The sequence below is a fragment of the Saccharothrix sp. NPDC042600 genome (assembly GCF_040647305.1).
GTDB classification, from domain to species: Bacteria; Actinomycetota; Actinomycetes; order Mycobacteriales; family Pseudonocardiaceae; genus Actinosynnema; species Actinosynnema mutabilis.
In genome coordinates, this window is sequence record NZ_JBEZBW010000020.1 from 1 (window position 1) to 16,235 (window position 16,235).

Annotated in this window: 11 protein-coding genes; 7 read left to right on the top strand and 4 right to left on the bottom strand. The window is 72.0% G+C overall.

What is annotated here, in order from left to right; all coding sequences use genetic code 11:
* Positions 1-451 precede the first annotated feature (451 nt).
* From AB0A74_RS15575 to AB0A74_RS15590, 4 genes are all read left to right on the top strand, one after another.
* The gene (locus tag AB0A74_RS15575) at positions 452-1,729 is read left to right on the top strand and encodes a haloacid dehalogenase-like hydrolase (RefSeq protein WP_358249842.1); all 1,278 of its coding nucleotides are present in this window, start codon (positions 452-454) and stop codon (positions 1,727-1,729) included.
* Positions 1,730-1,770: 41 nt separating this feature from the next.
* Positions 1,771-3,825 (top strand): phosphocholine-specific phospholipase C, encoded by a 2,055-nt coding sequence (locus AB0A74_RS15580; RefSeq protein ID WP_358249844.1) that lies wholly within the window; start codon positions 1,771-1,773, stop codon positions 3,823-3,825.
* A gap of 94 nt (positions 3,826-3,919) precedes the next feature.
* Positions 3,920-4,132 (top strand): hypothetical protein, encoded by a 213-nt coding sequence (locus tag AB0A74_RS15585; RefSeq protein ID WP_358249845.1) that lies wholly within the window; start codon positions 3,920-3,922, stop codon positions 4,130-4,132.
* A 124-nt stretch (positions 4,133-4,256) separates the two neighbouring features.
* Positions 4,257-5,435 (top strand): PHB depolymerase family esterase, encoded by a 1,179-nt coding sequence (locus tag AB0A74_RS15590; RefSeq protein ID WP_358249847.1) that lies wholly within the window; start codon positions 4,257-4,259, stop codon positions 5,433-5,435.
* Between the two features lie 38 nt (positions 5,436-5,473).
* Here the strand turns inward: AB0A74_RS15590 and AB0A74_RS15595 are convergent, their stop codons facing one another.
* The 4 genes from AB0A74_RS15595 to AB0A74_RS15610 all read right to left on the bottom strand — a co-directional run bounded on the left by AB0A74_RS15595 (position 5,474) and on the right by AB0A74_RS15610 (position 12,093).
* The gene (locus AB0A74_RS15595) at positions 5,474-7,360 is read right to left on the bottom strand and encodes a hypothetical protein (protein WP_358249849.1); all 1,887 of its coding nucleotides are present in this window, start codon (positions 7,358-7,360) and stop codon (positions 5,474-5,476) included.
* The gene (locus tag AB0A74_RS15600) at positions 7,357-8,643 is read right to left on the bottom strand and encodes a hypothetical protein (protein WP_358249851.1); all 1,287 of its coding nucleotides are present in this window, start codon (positions 8,641-8,643) and stop codon (positions 7,357-7,359) included. Before AB0A74_RS15600 ends, AB0A74_RS15595 begins: the two co-directional genes overlap by 4 nt.
* Positions 8,644-9,625: 982 nt before the next feature.
* Positions 9,626-11,140, bottom strand: a complete 1,515-nt coding sequence (locus AB0A74_RS15605; RefSeq protein WP_358249853.1) for a hypothetical protein — start codon at positions 11,138-11,140, stop codon at positions 9,626-9,628.
* Positions 11,137-12,093: an alpha/beta hydrolase-fold protein gene (locus tag AB0A74_RS15610; protein WP_358249855.1), complete on the bottom strand. Its 957-nt coding sequence runs from the start codon at positions 12,091-12,093 to the stop codon at positions 11,137-11,139. Before AB0A74_RS15610 ends, AB0A74_RS15605 begins: the two co-directional genes overlap by 4 nt.
* A 93-nt stretch (positions 12,094-12,186) precedes the next feature.
* Between AB0A74_RS15610 and AB0A74_RS15615 the strand changes: the two genes are divergently transcribed.
* From AB0A74_RS15615 to AB0A74_RS15625, 3 genes are read left to right on the top strand one after another with little or no spacing between them, the layout of a single operon-like run.
* Positions 12,187-14,487, top strand: a complete 2,301-nt coding sequence (locus tag AB0A74_RS15615; protein ID WP_358249857.1) for a tetratricopeptide repeat protein — start codon at positions 12,187-12,189, stop codon at positions 14,485-14,487.
* Positions 14,488-14,497: 10 nt separating this feature from the next.
* Entirely contained in the window at positions 14,498-15,250 is a 753-nt protein-coding gene (locus AB0A74_RS15620) for a class I SAM-dependent methyltransferase (RefSeq protein WP_358249859.1), read from the top strand.
* Positions 15,247-16,221 (top strand): SMP-30/gluconolactonase/LRE family protein, encoded by a 975-nt coding sequence (locus tag AB0A74_RS15625; protein ID WP_358249861.1) that lies wholly within the window; start codon positions 15,247-15,249, stop codon positions 16,219-16,221. The genes AB0A74_RS15620 and AB0A74_RS15625 overlap by 4 nt, the downstream gene beginning before the upstream one ends.
* Positions 16,222-16,235: the final 14 nt, after the last annotated feature.

A 16,235-nucleotide genomic window follows, 5' to 3' on the forward strand; every position in this document is an offset into this window, starting at 1 on the left:
CTCTACGAGTGGTCCGTCACCGACCTGGAGGCGTTCTGGGGCGCTCTCGCCGAGTTCTTCGAGGCGGACGGCGGCCGGCGCGGGCTGGGCCTCGGCGGGCCGGGTCGCGATGGGCACGGTGTCGCGGTCCGGTGGCGGCACGCGGATCGGTTCCGTGGACATGTCCGCACGCTAGCCGAGCGCCGGCGGCCCGCCTGCTCCGAACGGAGTGCGATTTCTGCCCACCGCGCCTGCGGCCCCCCGTGAGCCGCGGCCGGTGCGGCACCGCGCCGCACCGGCCCACCATGCCCGCCGCCCGCCCGAAAGGTCAACCACCCCAACGGAAAACGAACACAAGCGACCATCCGAAAACTACCGGGAGGTATCCGGAACCGACCCATTGACCCGCACCGAGTCCGCGCTCTAGCCTTCACCGCCAATGGGTCACGTTCAGACCTTTACGGAGATGGCCATGCGCACTCTGGGTCGTGCAGGCGTTCTCGGCTTCGCCCTTTGCCTGGGCCTGACCGTGGCACCCCTGCCCGCTGCACCAGCAACACCGGCACCGGCAACACCGGCGCCCGCCGGCTGCCCCACCCTCGACCGCACACTGCCCTGGCACGGCGAGAACCGCGAATCCCTGCAAGCATTGCTCGACGCGCACTGCGGGCGCAAGCCCGGCCGACGCCCGGTCGCCGCGTTCGACTGGGACCACAGCGTCATCCGCAACGACGTCGGCGACGCCACCGTGTTCTGGTTGCTGCGCAACAACAAAGTCCTCCAGCCGCCGGGCCGGGACTGGCGCGCGACCAGCGCCTACCTGACCGACGCCGGCGCGACCGCCCTGCGCGCCGCGTGCGGCGCGGCCGAGCCGGGCACGCCGCTGGTCACCTCCGGCCCGGACACCCGGTGCGCCGACGAGGTGCTGAGCGTGTACGCGCAAGCCAGGACCACGAGCGGCGCGACCGCCTTCGCCGGGGCCGACCTGCGCCGAACCGAGCCGGGCTACGCGTGGGCCGCGCAGCTGCTCGCGGGCCGCACCGACGCGGAGGTCGCCGCGTTCGCCGCCGCCGCGCGCGCCGAGAACCTGGCCGCGCCGGTCGGAGCCACCCAACGGGTCGGCAGCAGGCAGGTCACCGGCTGGGTGCGCTACTACGACCAGCAACGCGACCTGATCGACGCCCTGCGCCGGACCGGGTTCGACGTGTGGGTGGTGTCGGCGTCACCCGAACCCGTCGTGCGCGTGTGGGCCGCCGGCGTCGGCATCCCCGCCGACCGCGTGATCGGCATCCGCAACGTCCACAAGGGACACCGGCTCACCTACGCGTTCGAGGGCTGCGGTGGAGTCCCGGACGGGCCGACCGCGCCCATCACCTACATCGACGGCAAGCGGTGCTGGCTCAACAAGGTGGTCTTCCACGTGCCCGACCGGCGCGCGTTCGAACGCCAACCCGCCGCCCGCCGCCCGGTGTTCGCCGCCGGCGACTCCACCACAGACCTGACCTTCGTCGCCGACGCCACCGCGCTGCGCCTGGTCGTCAACCGCAACAAGGCCGAGCTGATGTGCCACGCCTACGACAACAGCGACGGCCGCTGGCTGGTCAACCCGATGTTCCTGCAACCCCTCCCCCAGCGCGCCACCCCCTACCCGTGCAGCACGACCGCCCACACCGCGTCCGACGGCACCCCGGGACCGGTCCGGCGCGCGGACGGCACCGTGATCCCCGACCAGCTCGACACCGCGTTCTGAACCGCCCTCCGCGATCTCCCTGCGATCCTTGGAGTCCCCCGATGGACCGACGAAGCTTCCTGGCCGCCGCCCTGGCCGCCGGGACCTACTCGATGCTGCCCCCGAGCCTCGTCCGCGCGCTGGCCCAACCCGCACCGACCGGCGGTCTGGAGATGGTCGAGCACGTGGTCGTCTTCATGCAGGAGAACCGCAGTTTCGACCACTACTTCGGTTCGCTGCGCGGTGTGCGCGGTTACGGCGATCGCAACGCGATCACGTTGCGCGCCAACGGGAAGTCGGTGTTCCACCAGCCCGACGGCACCGGTTACGTCCTGCCCTACGGCACCGACAGCCACCAGCTCGCGGGCACCCCGCACTACTGGACCGACGGCCACGACGCGTGGAACAAGGGCAAGTACGACCGGTGGGTCCCGGCCAAGGGCAAGCACACCATGTGCTTCTACGACCGCGCGGACCTGCCGTTCTACTACCAGCTCGCCGACGCGTTCACCGTCTGCGACGCCTACCACTGCTCGGTGATGGGCTCCACCAGCCCCAACCGCAGCTACCACGTCACCGGCATGATCGGCAACGAGCCGGACGGGTCGCGTGCCATCGGCAACGCCGCCTACGCCGAGGACACCCACGCCGGCTACACGTGGAAGACCTACTCCGAGCGCCTGGAGGCCGCGGGCGTGTCGTGGAAGGTGTTCCAGGAGTGGGACAACTACCAGAACAACAACATCGAGTTCTTCCAGATCTTCAAAGCGGTCGCGCGCAAGGCCCTGCAACCGTTGGGGCTCAAGAGCATGCACACCTTCTACGGCAGGGTCCGCGCCGCGTCCGCGACCGAACGCGCGAACCTGCTCGCCAAGCTGGACCAGGGTGTCGCGACCCTGACGACCGCCGAGCGCAGCCTGTTCGAGCGCGGGTTGCGGCGGGTGCCGACCGGGGACCTGACCGCGTCCTTCCGCGCCGCCGTCGCCGCCGACGCCCTGCCCGCGGTGTCGTGGATCCTCGCCTCGGAGGACCAGTGCGAACACCCGTCCTCGGACGGCCCGAGCACCGGGTCCGAACTGGTGTGGCAGGTGCTCGACGCGTTGGCGTCCAACCAGGCCGTGTGGAACAAGACCGTGTTCCTGCTCAACTACGACGAGAACGACGGCTACTTCGACCACGTGCCGCCGCCCGTGCCGCCGACGACCGAGACCTCCGAGTGGGTCAACGGCGCGCCGATCGGCCTCGGGCCGCGCGTGCCGCTGCTGGTCGTGTCGCCGTGGAGCCGGGGCGGGAACGTGTGCTCGGAACTGTTCGACCACACGTCCGTGCTGCGGTTCCTCGAAGCCGTGACCGGCGTGCGGGAGACCAACATCAGCGCGTGGCGGCGCAACCTGTGCGGCGACCTGACCGCCACGCTCGACACCGCCGCCGCGGGCCCCTACCCCGGCTTCACCCGCCCGGTGCCCACCGCCGGGTCCGGTCCGTCCACGCCCGCGCCGCCCAGCCCGCAGGTCATGCCGACCCAGGAGCCGGGCACCAAGCCCGCCCGCAAGCTGCCCTACAACCCGCAGGTCGGCACGCGGCAGACCAAGTCGTCCGGGCGGGTCTGGTTCGACCTGACCAACAACGGCACCCGGCACACCCATTTCTCCGTCTACGCCAACGCGCACCGCAGCGACGGCCCGTGGCGCTACGACGTCGCGCCGGGCGCGACCACGTCGGACTACTTCAGCGTCCAGACCTACGGTGGCGGGAAGTACGACCTGTCCTGCTACGGCCCCAACGGGTTCTGCCGCCGCAGCACGGGCGACCTGAACGCGCCCGGCGCGGGCGTGGAGGTCACCGCGACCACCAGCACCGCCGAGGACGGACTGGTCACCCTCACGTTCACCAACACCGGCACCACCGAGGTCACGTTCACCGTGAAGGCCAACGCCTACCGCACCGGCTCGTGGACCTACGTCGTGCCGGCCGGCGCGACGCGCACCGACACCTGGCACGCCGGGTGGTACGGCAACCGGTGGTACGACATGACCGCCACCGTCAACACCGACGCGTCCTTCTCCCGCCTGTTCCGCGGCCACGTCGAGACCGGCGCGCACGGCGTCACCGGCTGAGACCCCGCTGTGGTGGGGCCACACACCGTCCGGGCCCAGGACAGTGGCCCCACCACATGGTTCTCGCGCGCCCTGGTGCCTAGATTTCGGTGCTATGCACCTGACCCGCGAGCGCTCGACCTGGCTGGACGACCACGAGACGGCGGCCGAGTACGCGGCCCGGCGGCTCGCGGACGACTGCGGCATCGACCCCGGTGCGTTCGGTGTCGTGTGGGCGAACATGCGCAAGGGGCACCGGTTCGGCGAGCTGCGCGTGCTGCCCGGGTTGGCGGAGGCCTTCGAGGACTGGGTGGCCGAGCACCGCTGACGTGGGCGACCACCACACCGCCGCCGGCGAAAATGGTGATGTCCACCAACGACCGGCGGCTCCGGCGTTCCTAGCATCGGCGTAACGCATGTGACTGCGATCACCTCAACGTGGAGGAAGCGTCATGCCGATCCGTCCCCCTGCCCGCGGCCCCGCCGCGGTGCTGCTCGCCGCCGCGACCGCCCTGGCCGCGGCCACCCTGGTCGCCACCCCCGCCTCGGCCGCCACCCTGCGCGAGGTCACCGGGTTCGGCACCAACCCCGGGAACCTCCAGATGTTCCGGTACGTGCCCGACCGCCTGCCGACGGGCCGCCCGGTCGTGCTGGCCTTGCACGGCTGCACCCAGAACGCCTCGTCCTACGCCACCGGCACCGGCTGGCTGAAACTGGCCGACCAGCACCGGTTCACCGTCGTGTTCCCGCAGCAGCGCTCGGCGAACAACGCGAACTCGTGCTTCAACTGGTTCGAGCCCGGCGACACCCGGCGCGGGTCGGGCGAGGCGCTGTCGATCAAGCAGATGGTCGACCGCACCCGCCAGGACGTCGGCGCGACCGCCGCCTACGTCAGCGGCCTGTCCGCGGGCGGCGGGATGACCTCGGTCATGCTCGCCACCTACCCGGACGTGTTCTCCGGCGGCGGTGTGGTCGCCGGCCTGCCCTACGGCTGCGCGACCTCGGTCTCGACGGCGTTCACCTGCATGAACCCGGGCGTGAACCTGTCCCCCGCGCAGTGGGGAGACCGCGTCCGGTCGGCGTTCTCCCACTCGGGCCCGCGCCCGAAGGTGTCGATCTGGCACGGCACCTCCGACACGACCGTGCGGCCCATGAACGCCGTCGAGCTGGTCGAGCAGTGGACCAACGTCAACGGCACCGACCAGACCCCGGACACGACGGACACCATCGGCGGCTACCCGCACCGGGTGTACGGCGGCACGGTCGAGCACTTCGAGATCACCGGCATGGGCCACGGCCACCCCGTGGACCCCGGCACCGGGTCCGCCCAGTGCGGCACGGCCGGCGCGTACGTCCTCGACGTGAACATCTGCGCGGCCCACCACCTGGTCCGGTTCTGGGGCATCGCCGACTCCGCGCCGCCGACCACCACCACCACCACCACGACCTCGCCCGCCACCCCGCCGTACACCGACACGGCACTGGGGACGCCGACGGACCACTACGTCGCCGGCCGCGTGGACGTGACCGAGTACAACACCCTGGGCGCCCGCTACGGCTACTCGACGCCGATCACCCTCTACCGCTGCGCGACCGACTGGACCGACAAGCCCGACTGCTCCCCGATCTGACCGCTCGGCGGCACCGGGCGCCCGCCCGGTGCCGCCCTTCACCGCAGCACAGGCCCGCCGACCGACGCCCACTCCGACCAGTGGCCGCTGGGCACCACCTGGTACCGGCCGCCGACGGGCCGCACCGGCGACCCCGCCAGCACCTCCAGCCGGCCGTCCGGGTTGGTCCCGACGTCCAGCGCGGACGTGCCCGGCCCGAACGACTCCCAGGCCGACCAGCCCGCCCCGTTCTCCCAGCGGTGCCACGTCGTGGAGCCGTCGCCGGCGAACACCTCCAGCCGGCCGTCACCGTTGCGCCCGATGTGGACCTTCGCGTGCGCCGGCCCGCCGAAGCCGGACCACGACCAGGTCCCGCCCGGCCCGTCCTGCGCCGCCCGCGCCAGCCCGCCGGCGCCGGAGGCGACCAGTTCCAGCGCACCGTCCGGCCGCCGCCCGACGGCGAGGTCACCGGCGCCGCCGACCCGTCCCAGTTCCGCGAACCCGGCCTCCCACCCGGCCGGCCCCTGGCCGCGCCGCCGCACCACCCCGTCGGCGAGGGCGAACACCTGGAGCCCGCCCAGCGCGTCACGCCCCGTGGCCAGGGTGGCGTCCGCCGGCCCGCCGAAGGCCGTCCACCCGGACCAGTCACCGCCGGGCGAGGTCTGCCACCGGTGGTAGACCCCCACCGGCCCGGACGCGAACACCTCCAGCCGACCGTCGGCGTTCTGCCCCACCGTCATGCTTCGCGCGGCAGTCCCGAAGGACTCCCACCCACCCCACCGGTTGGGCGAGGACTGAGCCCTCCGATCCACCCGCCCCTCCCCCGCCGCCAACACTTCCAGCCGCCCGTCGAGGTTGCGCGCCACCGACAACACGGCCGAACGCGGCCCGCCGAACGGGTACCACTCCGACCACGACCCGCCCGGCGTCACCTGGTAGCGCCCCCACACCTGGTCCGCGCCGCCGACGAACACCTCCTGCCGACCGTCCACACCGGACACCACGGCGACCCGGTCCGACGACGCCGACGACGCCTCCACCGAGTACTGCCGACTACCGTCGCGGAAGTCCAATCCCGCCAACCACACGCCGCGCTGCCCCCACCCCGCGTGGCTGACCCACCACCGCCCGCCGTCCGCCACGACCTCGGCCGCGTGCGCGTAGACGTGCCCGCTCAACCCGTCGGCCGTGAACCGGAACGGATCGGCGCTGGTGAAGACGTCGGTGCCGACGTACCCGCCCCGCGGCCCGAGGAACAACCGCCAAGCCCCCTCGGCGAAGACCACGAACGGCGACTCGGTGTTGCCGCCGCCGACCCCCGACGACGGGTCGCGGAACGCGATCCCCCGCTCGCCCCAGTGCACCAGGTCCGTGCTGGTCCGGTAGGCGACCACGTGGTTGCCGCCACTCGCGGGCTCGGTGGCGGTGTAGTACATGACCCACCGATCCCCCACCCGCACCACGTGCGGGTCACGCGCCACCGCCCCGTCCCGGAACAGCGGCCCGCCGGCCAACCGCGTCCACGTCTCCAGGTCCCTCGACGTGGCCAGGTTGATCGCGTGCCGGCTCGGGTCCACGCCACCGCCCGCGTAGAACATGTAGTACAGGTCGCCGTGCTTGATCACGTGCGGCGCCCACAGGTGCGTTTCGCCGTACGACGGGTCGGTGTGCAGCGCGGGCGGCCGGGTGGTCCAGGGTCCGCGCAGGTCCGGTGCGGTGGCGTGGGCGAAGGTGTCCTCGTCCTCGTCGTCGGCCGGTTCGGTGTGCGTGATGCCGAACAGGTGCCAGGTGCCCGCGTCGTCGCGGATCAGGGTGTGGTCGTTGATGTACCGGGCTTGGGTCGTGCTCGGGTCGTAGACCCGCACGAACGGCGCGGCCCCGACGTCGGCGACGGCCGTGGCGGGCGCCACCAGGGCGGCGACCACCACGGCCACGAGCAGCCTCACGACACACCCGGGCCGGCGGACCCGTTGAGCCAGGCCCACTCCGACCAGGTGGAGAACCCGGTCTGCCACTTGTGGAACACACCGGCGCGACTGGTGCCGAACACCTCGATCCGCCCGTCGGCGTTGTTCGCGGTCGCGACCTCCGCCCCACCGGTGCCGAACGTCTCCCAGCCCGAGTAGGGTGCATTGGGCCGCTGCTGCCAGCTGTGCGCCGCGGTGTCGCCGTTGATGGCGAACACCTCGACCCGCCCGTCCACGGACCGCCCGGTAGCCAACTCGGCGTCCGCTATCCCGCCCGTGCCCTCCCAGCCGGACCACGACGTGGCACTGGTCTGCCACTTGTGGAACACCCCGGCGTGACTGGACGCGAACACCTCAAGCCGCCCGTCCTGGTTGTGGCTCACCGCGACGTCCCGGCCACCCCCACCGAAGTCCTCCCACGCCGACCAGCCGGCGTTGGGCGAGGTCTGGTACAGGTGCTGGAACGTGCTGTCGGACAGGGCGAACACCTCAAGCCGCCCATCCGGCGCGGCCTCCATCGCCAACCGCGACAGGGAAGGCCCACCCAACCCCTCCCAGGCCGACCACCCGGCCCCCGTCTGCCACCGGTGGAACACCCCGCCGGCATTGGACGCGAAGACCTCCACCCGCCCGTCGGCGTTGGCCCCCACCGCGACCCGGTACCCACCACCCCCGAAGTTCGCCCACCCGGACCAGGTCCCACTCGGCGCGGACTGCCACATGTGGTCAAAAGTGCTGTCGGACAAGGCGAACAACTCCAACCGCCCGTCCCCGTTGGCCGCGATCCCCAACTGGGCACCCCGCGGCCCACCCACGAACCGCCACTCCGACCAACCACCGTTCACCGCGGTCTGCCACGCGTGGTACACCCCGTCCGCCCCGGCCGCGAACGCCTCCAACCGCCCATCGGCCGACCGAGCGGACACCACCCGCCCACTGGCATACGGATGCACCCGCCGCCCCATCCCACTCCACAACGCGTCCGCGATCACGACCGCGTCGCCGGCTTCCACCCCGTACCGGTACCGGTACTGCGACGCGGGCCGCTGAACGTCGGCGGCGACGTCCCCGATCGAGGCGTTGTTCCAGGACCCGTTGGGATACTCGCGCTCCATGCCGTTCAGGAAGGAGTTGGTGGCGAACACGGGATCAATGCACTGCGCCGGCTGACACCACCCAGCCGAGGGCCGTTGCTGGAAGAGCCCGAGCGAATCGTGGTCAACGGCCTCGGAGTAGTTCATGATGCCGGTCTCCACGATCACGGTGGAAATGGCGATGGCAGCGGCATGGCGGTTCAACCCTCGCGCACGCACGGTATCGACGACGACCCGAGCACAGGACATCCGGTAGGCGGTGAGGTGCCCGGCCATCTTGGTCGCCAACTGCGGGTTCAACTGAGCGGCAAGATTGCCATCCATGGCCGACGGCCCGTTGGCGTCACAGGGAGCGGTAGCGATAGCAGCCCGCACGTCCTGCGGCCAAATCTCATCGGGATCAACGGGCTGCGCACCAGCAACCGGCACCCAAACACCCATCAAACAAAGCACAAGAACAAACACACGTCTCAACAACACAACTCCCCCTCAACGAAACACGAATCAGCGCGCGCAGCGCGCCCGTAGGGCCTGGTGAGGTCACACCCCAACCCGGGCTTCTTGCTTGTGTCATCTCCGTATGGCCTGCCCGAAGGGCTACCACACTTTCCCGGGGTTGGGCCAAAAAGTTTTGCGAGGAACGAGCAAAAGTTTTTCGACCAGCCCCGGGAAAGTGTGGTTGGCTCCGCCAGGCCATACGGAGATGACACAAGCAAGAAGCCCCCGCCTTTTCTTTTGCTTTTGTGTCATCTTTGGCGGCCTGCCCGCCGGCGAGGCTCTTTTCTCTTTGAACCAACGCTGACGCTCTCATGCCCACGCTTCGCGGGTCTGAACGCAACGCGCTCCGCGCTTTCAAGCTCGGACGCGCTTCGCGCTTGAACGCGCGAAGCGCTCGAAAGATAAAAGCGCCTCGCCGGCGGGCAGGCCCCCGGGGGTGGAAGGGCGTCGGTTCGTTCCCCGTACGGCCTGCCGGAGGCAACCACCCTTTGGTCTTCTGTGCAACCGGTAAAGCGTGGTTGCACAGAAGACCAAAGCGCGGTAGGGCTGCGCCCAGGCCGTACGGGGAACGAACCGAGGCCCTTCCTTGGCTTGGCAGCCCTTCAAAAGCCGCGCGCCTGCGGCGCGGAGCCCGCGGCTCGCCGTCGCCGGCTTAGGTGATCGGTGGTCCGGAGGAAGCGTTCAGCCACGACCACTCGGACCAAGTGGCGAAGCCCGTCTGCCACTTGTGGTACACGCCCGCGTGGCTGGTGCCGAACACCTCGATCCGCCCGTCCGCGTTGTTCACCGCCGCCACCTCAGCGCCACCCGTGCCGAACGTCTCCCACCCCGAATAGGGCGCGTTGGGTCCGGTCTGCCACATGTGCGCTGCGGCGTCCGTGTTGATCGCCACCACCTCGACCCGGCCGTCCACCGTTCGGGCGCTGGTCAGCTGTGAGTTCGCCGGGCCACCGACGCCCTCCCAGCCGGACCACGACGTGGCGTTGGTCTGCCACCGGTGGAACACGCCCGCCGGGCCCGAGGCGAAGACTTCCAGCCGGCCGTCCGTGTTGTGGTTGACCGTCAGGTCGTGGCCGCCCCCGCCGAACGCCTCCCACGCCGACCAGCCGCCGTTCGGCGCAGCCTGGTAGACGTGCTCGAACACGCTGTCCGACAAGGCGAACACCTCAAGCCGCCCGTCCGGAGCGGCCTCCATCGCCAATCGTGACGACGGCGGTCCGCCCAAACCCTCCCAAGCCGACCAGTCGGCCGGTCCCGTCTGCCACCGGTGGAAGACGCCGTTGGCGTTGGACGCGAAGACCTCCACCCGCCCGTCGGCGTTGGCGCCCACCGCGACCCGGTACCCACCGCCGCCGAAGTTCGACCAACCCGACCACTCACCGCTGGGGCCCGTCTGCCACATGTGGTCAAAAGTGCTTCCGGACAAGGCGAACAGCTCCAGACGGCCGTCGCCGTTGGCCGCGATCCCCAGCTGGGCGCCGCGCGGCCCGCCCACGAACCGCCAGTCCGACCAGCCGCCGTTCACGGCCGTCTGCCACGCGTGGTGGACACCGTCGGCCCCGGCCGCGAACGCCTCCAACCGCCCGTCGGCCGAGCGCGCCGACACCACCCGCCCACTGCCGTACGGGTGGGGACGGACCGCCGAGTCCTCGATGATCTTCCGGTACCGCAGTGCCTTGTAGTCGCCGTTGGGGTGACTGTCGAGGTACCGGTCGTTGATGTTCGCGCGCAGGTGGGAGACCGGGGTGGAGCCGAAGGAGTAGTAGGCGAAGCCGCCCCGGTCGTCGGTCCACTCGTGGAAGATCAGGACGTGGTCCCGGTGCGAGTTGAGGATGTCGCCCGCCCGCAGGTCCGCGCGTGGGATCTCCTGCGAGTAGTCCGGCAGGGTCCCGGTCCACGGGTTGGCGTCCAGGTGCCACGCCATCGCCACGTACCCCGAGCAGTCCCGGCGGTACCGGTAGTCCCCACCCGGACCCCACGCGTAGCCCTGCTGGTCGTACGGGCCGGGCTGGTGGTCCACCCAGTACTGGGCCCGCCAGATCACCTCGCTGCGGGTGATGGGACCGCCGCGCACGGAGTCGGCGCGGGCCGGGGTGGTCGTGAGGAGTCCGCTCGACACGGCGGCGAGGACCGCGGGCAGCGCGAGGACGGTTCTTCGTCTCATCACGGGTGCCACAGGACGTCCATCATCACCGGCAGCTCGCGGCCGATGCCGTTGCGGGCCACGCACTCGATCCAGTGGCCGCAGTCGTACTCGACCATCCAGCTGTTGCCGATGCCGCTGGCCAACAGGTGCTGGTGGAACTCGTAGGTGAGCCGGTGCGCCTGCGCCTCCAACAGGTCGTCGTGCCGCGTGCCCGCGTACAGCACGGTGTGCACGCCGCTCAACCCGCTGACCCGGTGCCACGGGTTGTTGAATCCCCACGACCCGTCCCACGGCGCGCCGAACGGGCCGTCCAGCGGCAGGCCCTTCTCCGGCAGGGGCGCGGTGACGGCGGTGCGCATGCGCTGGTCTTCCAGGTTGTAGCCGCCGGACATGCCGATGGCCATGCGGAACAGCCACGGCCGGTGGGTGGCGTGCCGGATCGCCGTGTAGCCGCCCATCGAGAACCCGGCGACCGCGCGGCCCTCGCGGGCGCGGATGGTGTTGAGGTTGTCGTCCACCCACGGGATCAACTCGTCGAGGTGGAACCGGTCCCACTGCTGGACGCCGGCGGACTGGTTGACCCAGTTGGTGCCCCACCCGGCCCAGCCGGCCTCGGCGGCGACGGTGATGATCGGGTACCCGTGGGTGACGGCCTCGATGTTGGCCTCGTTGTGCCACGCGCCGGGGCTCTGCGCCCGCCCGTGGTACAGGTACAGGACCGGGTAGGCGACGTTGGGGTTGTAGTTGCTGGGCAAGGTGATGATCACGTCGTGGTAGGTCCACGCCAGCGCGCGGGTGTCCACGGAGTTGGTGTGGATGTTGACCACGTACGTGCGCGGCGTGGTCTGCATGACGTTGCGGACCTCGATGCCGTGGCCGTTGTGGAACTGCGGCGCGGCGCTCGCCGGCGTGGCGCCACCCAGCAGGCCGCCGAGCAGCACGAAGGTGAGCAGGATGACTTTGAGGCGTTTCACGTGCGGGTTCCTCCCCGAGACGAGCCGCGAGAGGTGAGTGGTCCCCTACCACCCGGTAGCTCTCGCTGCGCCCGGTAGCGCATCATGTGCGGAGTGTCAGGAGGTCCTTCGCTGGAGAACGCCGGAAATTCTGGAAACCCGGACGACGTGGCCGCGTTCGCCCGGGAGCTGAAGCGCTGGACCCGGCGCGGGCCGCGCGGGCCGGTGAAGGTGGCGGCGCTGGCGAAGCGGCTCGCGGTGTCGCAGAGCACCCTGTACGCCTACCTGGCGGGCACCACCCTGCCGTCCAGCGAGGCCCTGGACGACCTGCTCACCGCGCTGGAGGTGCCCGCCGACGAGCACCGGCGGCTGGCCACCGAGCGCGACCGCCTGCACCGGCCGCGCGGGTCGGCCCGGCCGGACCGGCCCGCCGAGCTGCCCGCCGACCCGGCCGGGTTCACCGGTCGCGCGGCGGAACTGGCGGCGCTGGACCGGGCGCTGGCCGAGGGTCCGCCGATCGTCGTGGTCGCCGGGCCGGCCGGGGTGGGCAAGACCGCGTTGGCGGTGCGCTGGGGGCACCGGGCGCGGTTCCCCGACGGGTGCCTGTACGCCGACCTGCACGGCTACTCGCCGGGCGAGCCGCGCGAGCCGGGCGCGGTCCTCGCGGGCCTGCTGCGCAGCCTGGGCGTGGACGACATCCCCGACGACCCGGCGGAGCGGGCGGCCCGGTTCCGCAGCGCCCTGGCCCGCAGGCGGCTGCTGCTGGTGCTGGACAACGCCCTGGACGTCAACCAGGTCCGGCCGCTGCTGCCCGGCGGGCCGCCCGCGTTCACCGTGATCACCTCGCGCACCGACCTCGCCGGGTTGCAGGTCCGGCCGGGGGCGCTGCGCGTGGACCTGCGGCCGTTCGACCCCGACGACGGCGTGGAGCTGCTGCGCGCGCAGGTCGGGCCGCGCGTGGACCGGTCCGCGCCGGCCGCGTTGCGCCTGGCCGAGCGCTGCGGCGGGCTGCCGCTGGCGTTGCGGATCGTGGCCGCGCGCGCCCAGGGCGGGCAGTCGCTGGAGGAACTCGCCGACGGGTTGGGCCCGGGCCTGGACGGGTTCGACGTCGGCGACCCGGACACCGCCGTGCGCACGGTGTTCTCGTGGTCGCTGCGCCACCTCGACGCGCAGGCCGACCGCGACTTCCGCCTGCTCGGCGCGCACCCCGCGCACACCATCGCCGCGCCGGCCGCCGCGGCGCTGCTGGGCACGACCGCCCAGGACGCCGCGAAACGGCTGGACGTGCTGGTCCGGGCGCACCTGGTGCAGCACTCGGCGGGCCGGTACGGCATGCACGACCTGGTCCGGGCGTACTCGCGGGAACAGCCGGTGGAGGGCCTGGACGCCGCGCTGGACCGGTTCTTCGACCACTACACCGACACCCTGTCGGCGGTCATGGACGTCCTGCACCCCACCGCGGACACGACGCCGAAGCTGCCCGTGCGCACCGCCCGCGACTGGCTGGACGCCGAGTGGGACACCCTGCTCACCCTGGTCCGCGCCGGCGCCGCCGCCAGCCTGGGCACCGAACTGCAACGCCACCTCGACCAGGGCGGCCGGCACAGCGACGCGCTGGTGGTCCTGGAGCACGTCCGGTCGGCGGCCCGCGACGCCGGCGACCGGACCGCGGAAGGCGCGGCGCTCTACCACCTGGGCGTCGCCTACCTGCGCCTGGGCCGCCACCGGGAGGCGATGGAACACCACCGCCGGGCCCTGGCGATCTGCCGCGAGGTCGGCGACCGCGAGGGCGAGGCGGGGGCGTTGAACAACCTGGGCAACCTCCACGAGCGCCTGGGCCACTACCCCGAGGCCCTGGCCCACTACCGGCAGGCCCTGGCGCTGGTCGAGGGCTTCCGCAAGGGCCGCGCGGTGCTGCTGGTCAACATCGGCGTCGTCCACGTCCGGCTGGGCGACCACGAGGCGGCGGTGCGGGCCTACGAGAAGGCCCTGGCGACGTTCACCGACCTGGGCGACCAGGGCGGCATGGCCCGCGCGGTGGGCAACCTGGCCGAGGTCCACCACCTGGCGGGCCGCCACGAGCAGGCGTTCACGTTGTTCGCGCGCGCCTTGGACCTGGCGCGGGAGATGGGCGCGCGGGGCATCGAGACCGAGGTGCTGAACAACCTGGGCGCGGCGCACGCGGCCACCGGCCACACCGACCTGGCCGCGGGCACCTACGCCGACGCCCTGGCGGTGGCGCGGGAGGTCGGCGACCGGTACGAGGAGGCGCGGGCGCTGGAAGGCCTGGGCACGGTGACCGGCGAGGTCGAGCGCCGGCGCGAGGCCCTGGCCATCTACCGCCAACTCGACCTGCCCGAAGCCGCCCGCGTGGCGGACCTCCTCGACGGTGGAACCCCGCCCGCCGGCCCCTAGGGTCGGGGGTGTGGATGCGAAGATCGACACCTCGATGACCGCGTGGCGCCAGTGGCAGGACAGCCCTTGGGGACGGTTGCGGTACACGCTGGCCGAGCACAACCTGGCCCGCCACCTCGGCGACGCGCCGCTGCGGGTGCTCGACCTGGCCGGCGGGGACGGGTCCGACGCGGTGCGGCTGGCCGTGCGGGGCCACGACGTGACGGTGCTCGACAACTCCCCCGCGATGCTCGCCGCAGCCGCCGAACGCGCCGCCGCCGCCGGGGTCGCGATCACTCGCATCGAGGCGGACATCGCCGACCTGCCCGACGCGGCCTACGACGTGGTGCTGTGCCACAACATCATCCAGTACCGCGACGACGCGCTCGCCCTGGCTCTCGACGCGTTGCGGCCCGGTGGCCTGCTGTCGGTCATGGCGATCAACCGGCACGCCGCTCCCCTGGTCACCGCCGTGCGCCGGCTAGACCCGGCCGCCGCCCTGGCCGCCCTCGACACCGATCAGGCGCGCACGGCCACGTTCGACACGACGATCACCCTCTACACCGCCGAAGACCTCAGCCGGCTGATGCGCGTTTCCGGGTGCCGGGTCCTCGCGCACTACGGCATCCGCGCGGTGTGCGACTACATCGCCGACGACGAGCGCAAGCACGACCCGGCCTTCTACGCCGACCTGGAACGCCTCGAACTCGCCCTCACCGACCGGGAGCCCCACAAGCACACCGCCCGGCTCTTCCAACTGGTCGGCCGCAAGGACGTTCCGTGACCCGCCGCCTCATCAGGCCCCGCCGCTGGCGTCCCCCGGCGGTCGAGGACACCGGTCGCACGGCACCGCTGACCGTCCTCCGCCGGATCGCCACGGGCGGGCACGGACCGGAGGACGTGCTGTTCGACGCGCAGGGCCGGGTCGTCACCGGGCTGGCGGACGGCACTGTGCTGGCGATCGACCCGGAGTCCGGCGAGCGGACCGTCCTGGCGCGCACCGGCGGGCGGCCGTTGGGCGTGGAGGTGTGCGCGGACGGCAGCCTCCTGGTGTGCGACCACGATCGCGGGCTCCTGCGGGTCGGCAGCGAGGTGGAGGTCCTGGTCGACGAGGTGGACGGGCAGCCGCTGAGGTTCGCCAGCAACGTCGTGCAGGGCCCCGATGGCACGATCTGGTTCACCACCTCCTCCAGCCGTTGGCACCTCGACGACTACGAGGGCGACATGGTGGAGCATTCGTGCACCGGGCGGCTCGTGCGCCGCGACCCGGACGGCACGGTGACCACGCTCCTGGACGGGCTGGCGTTCGCCAACGGCCTGGTGCTCACCCCGACGCACCTCCTGTACGCCGAGACGGGCCGCTACCGGATCTCCCGCCACTGGCTCGCCACCGGCCGCACCGACACCTTCGCCGACAACCTGCCGGGCTTCCCGGACAACATGAGCCTCGGCGGCGACGGCCTGCTCTGGGTCGCGATCGCCGCGCCGCGCAACGCCTTGCTGGACAAGCTGTTGCCGCTGCCGGGGTTCCTGCGCGTGCTGGTGTGGAACCTGCCCGACGCGATCCGCCCGAAGGCCGCTCCGCTGGCGTGGGTGATGGCGTTCGACCTCGACGGCACCCGCGTGCACGACCTCCGGTCCGGCACCGGCTACGGGTTCGTGACCTCGGTGGCCGAGCGCGCCGGGACGGTGGTCGTCGGCAGCCTGCACGAGGACGACCTGGCCGTCGTGGCGAAACCCGAGCCGCCCGGGTAGGCCCGGGACCACGG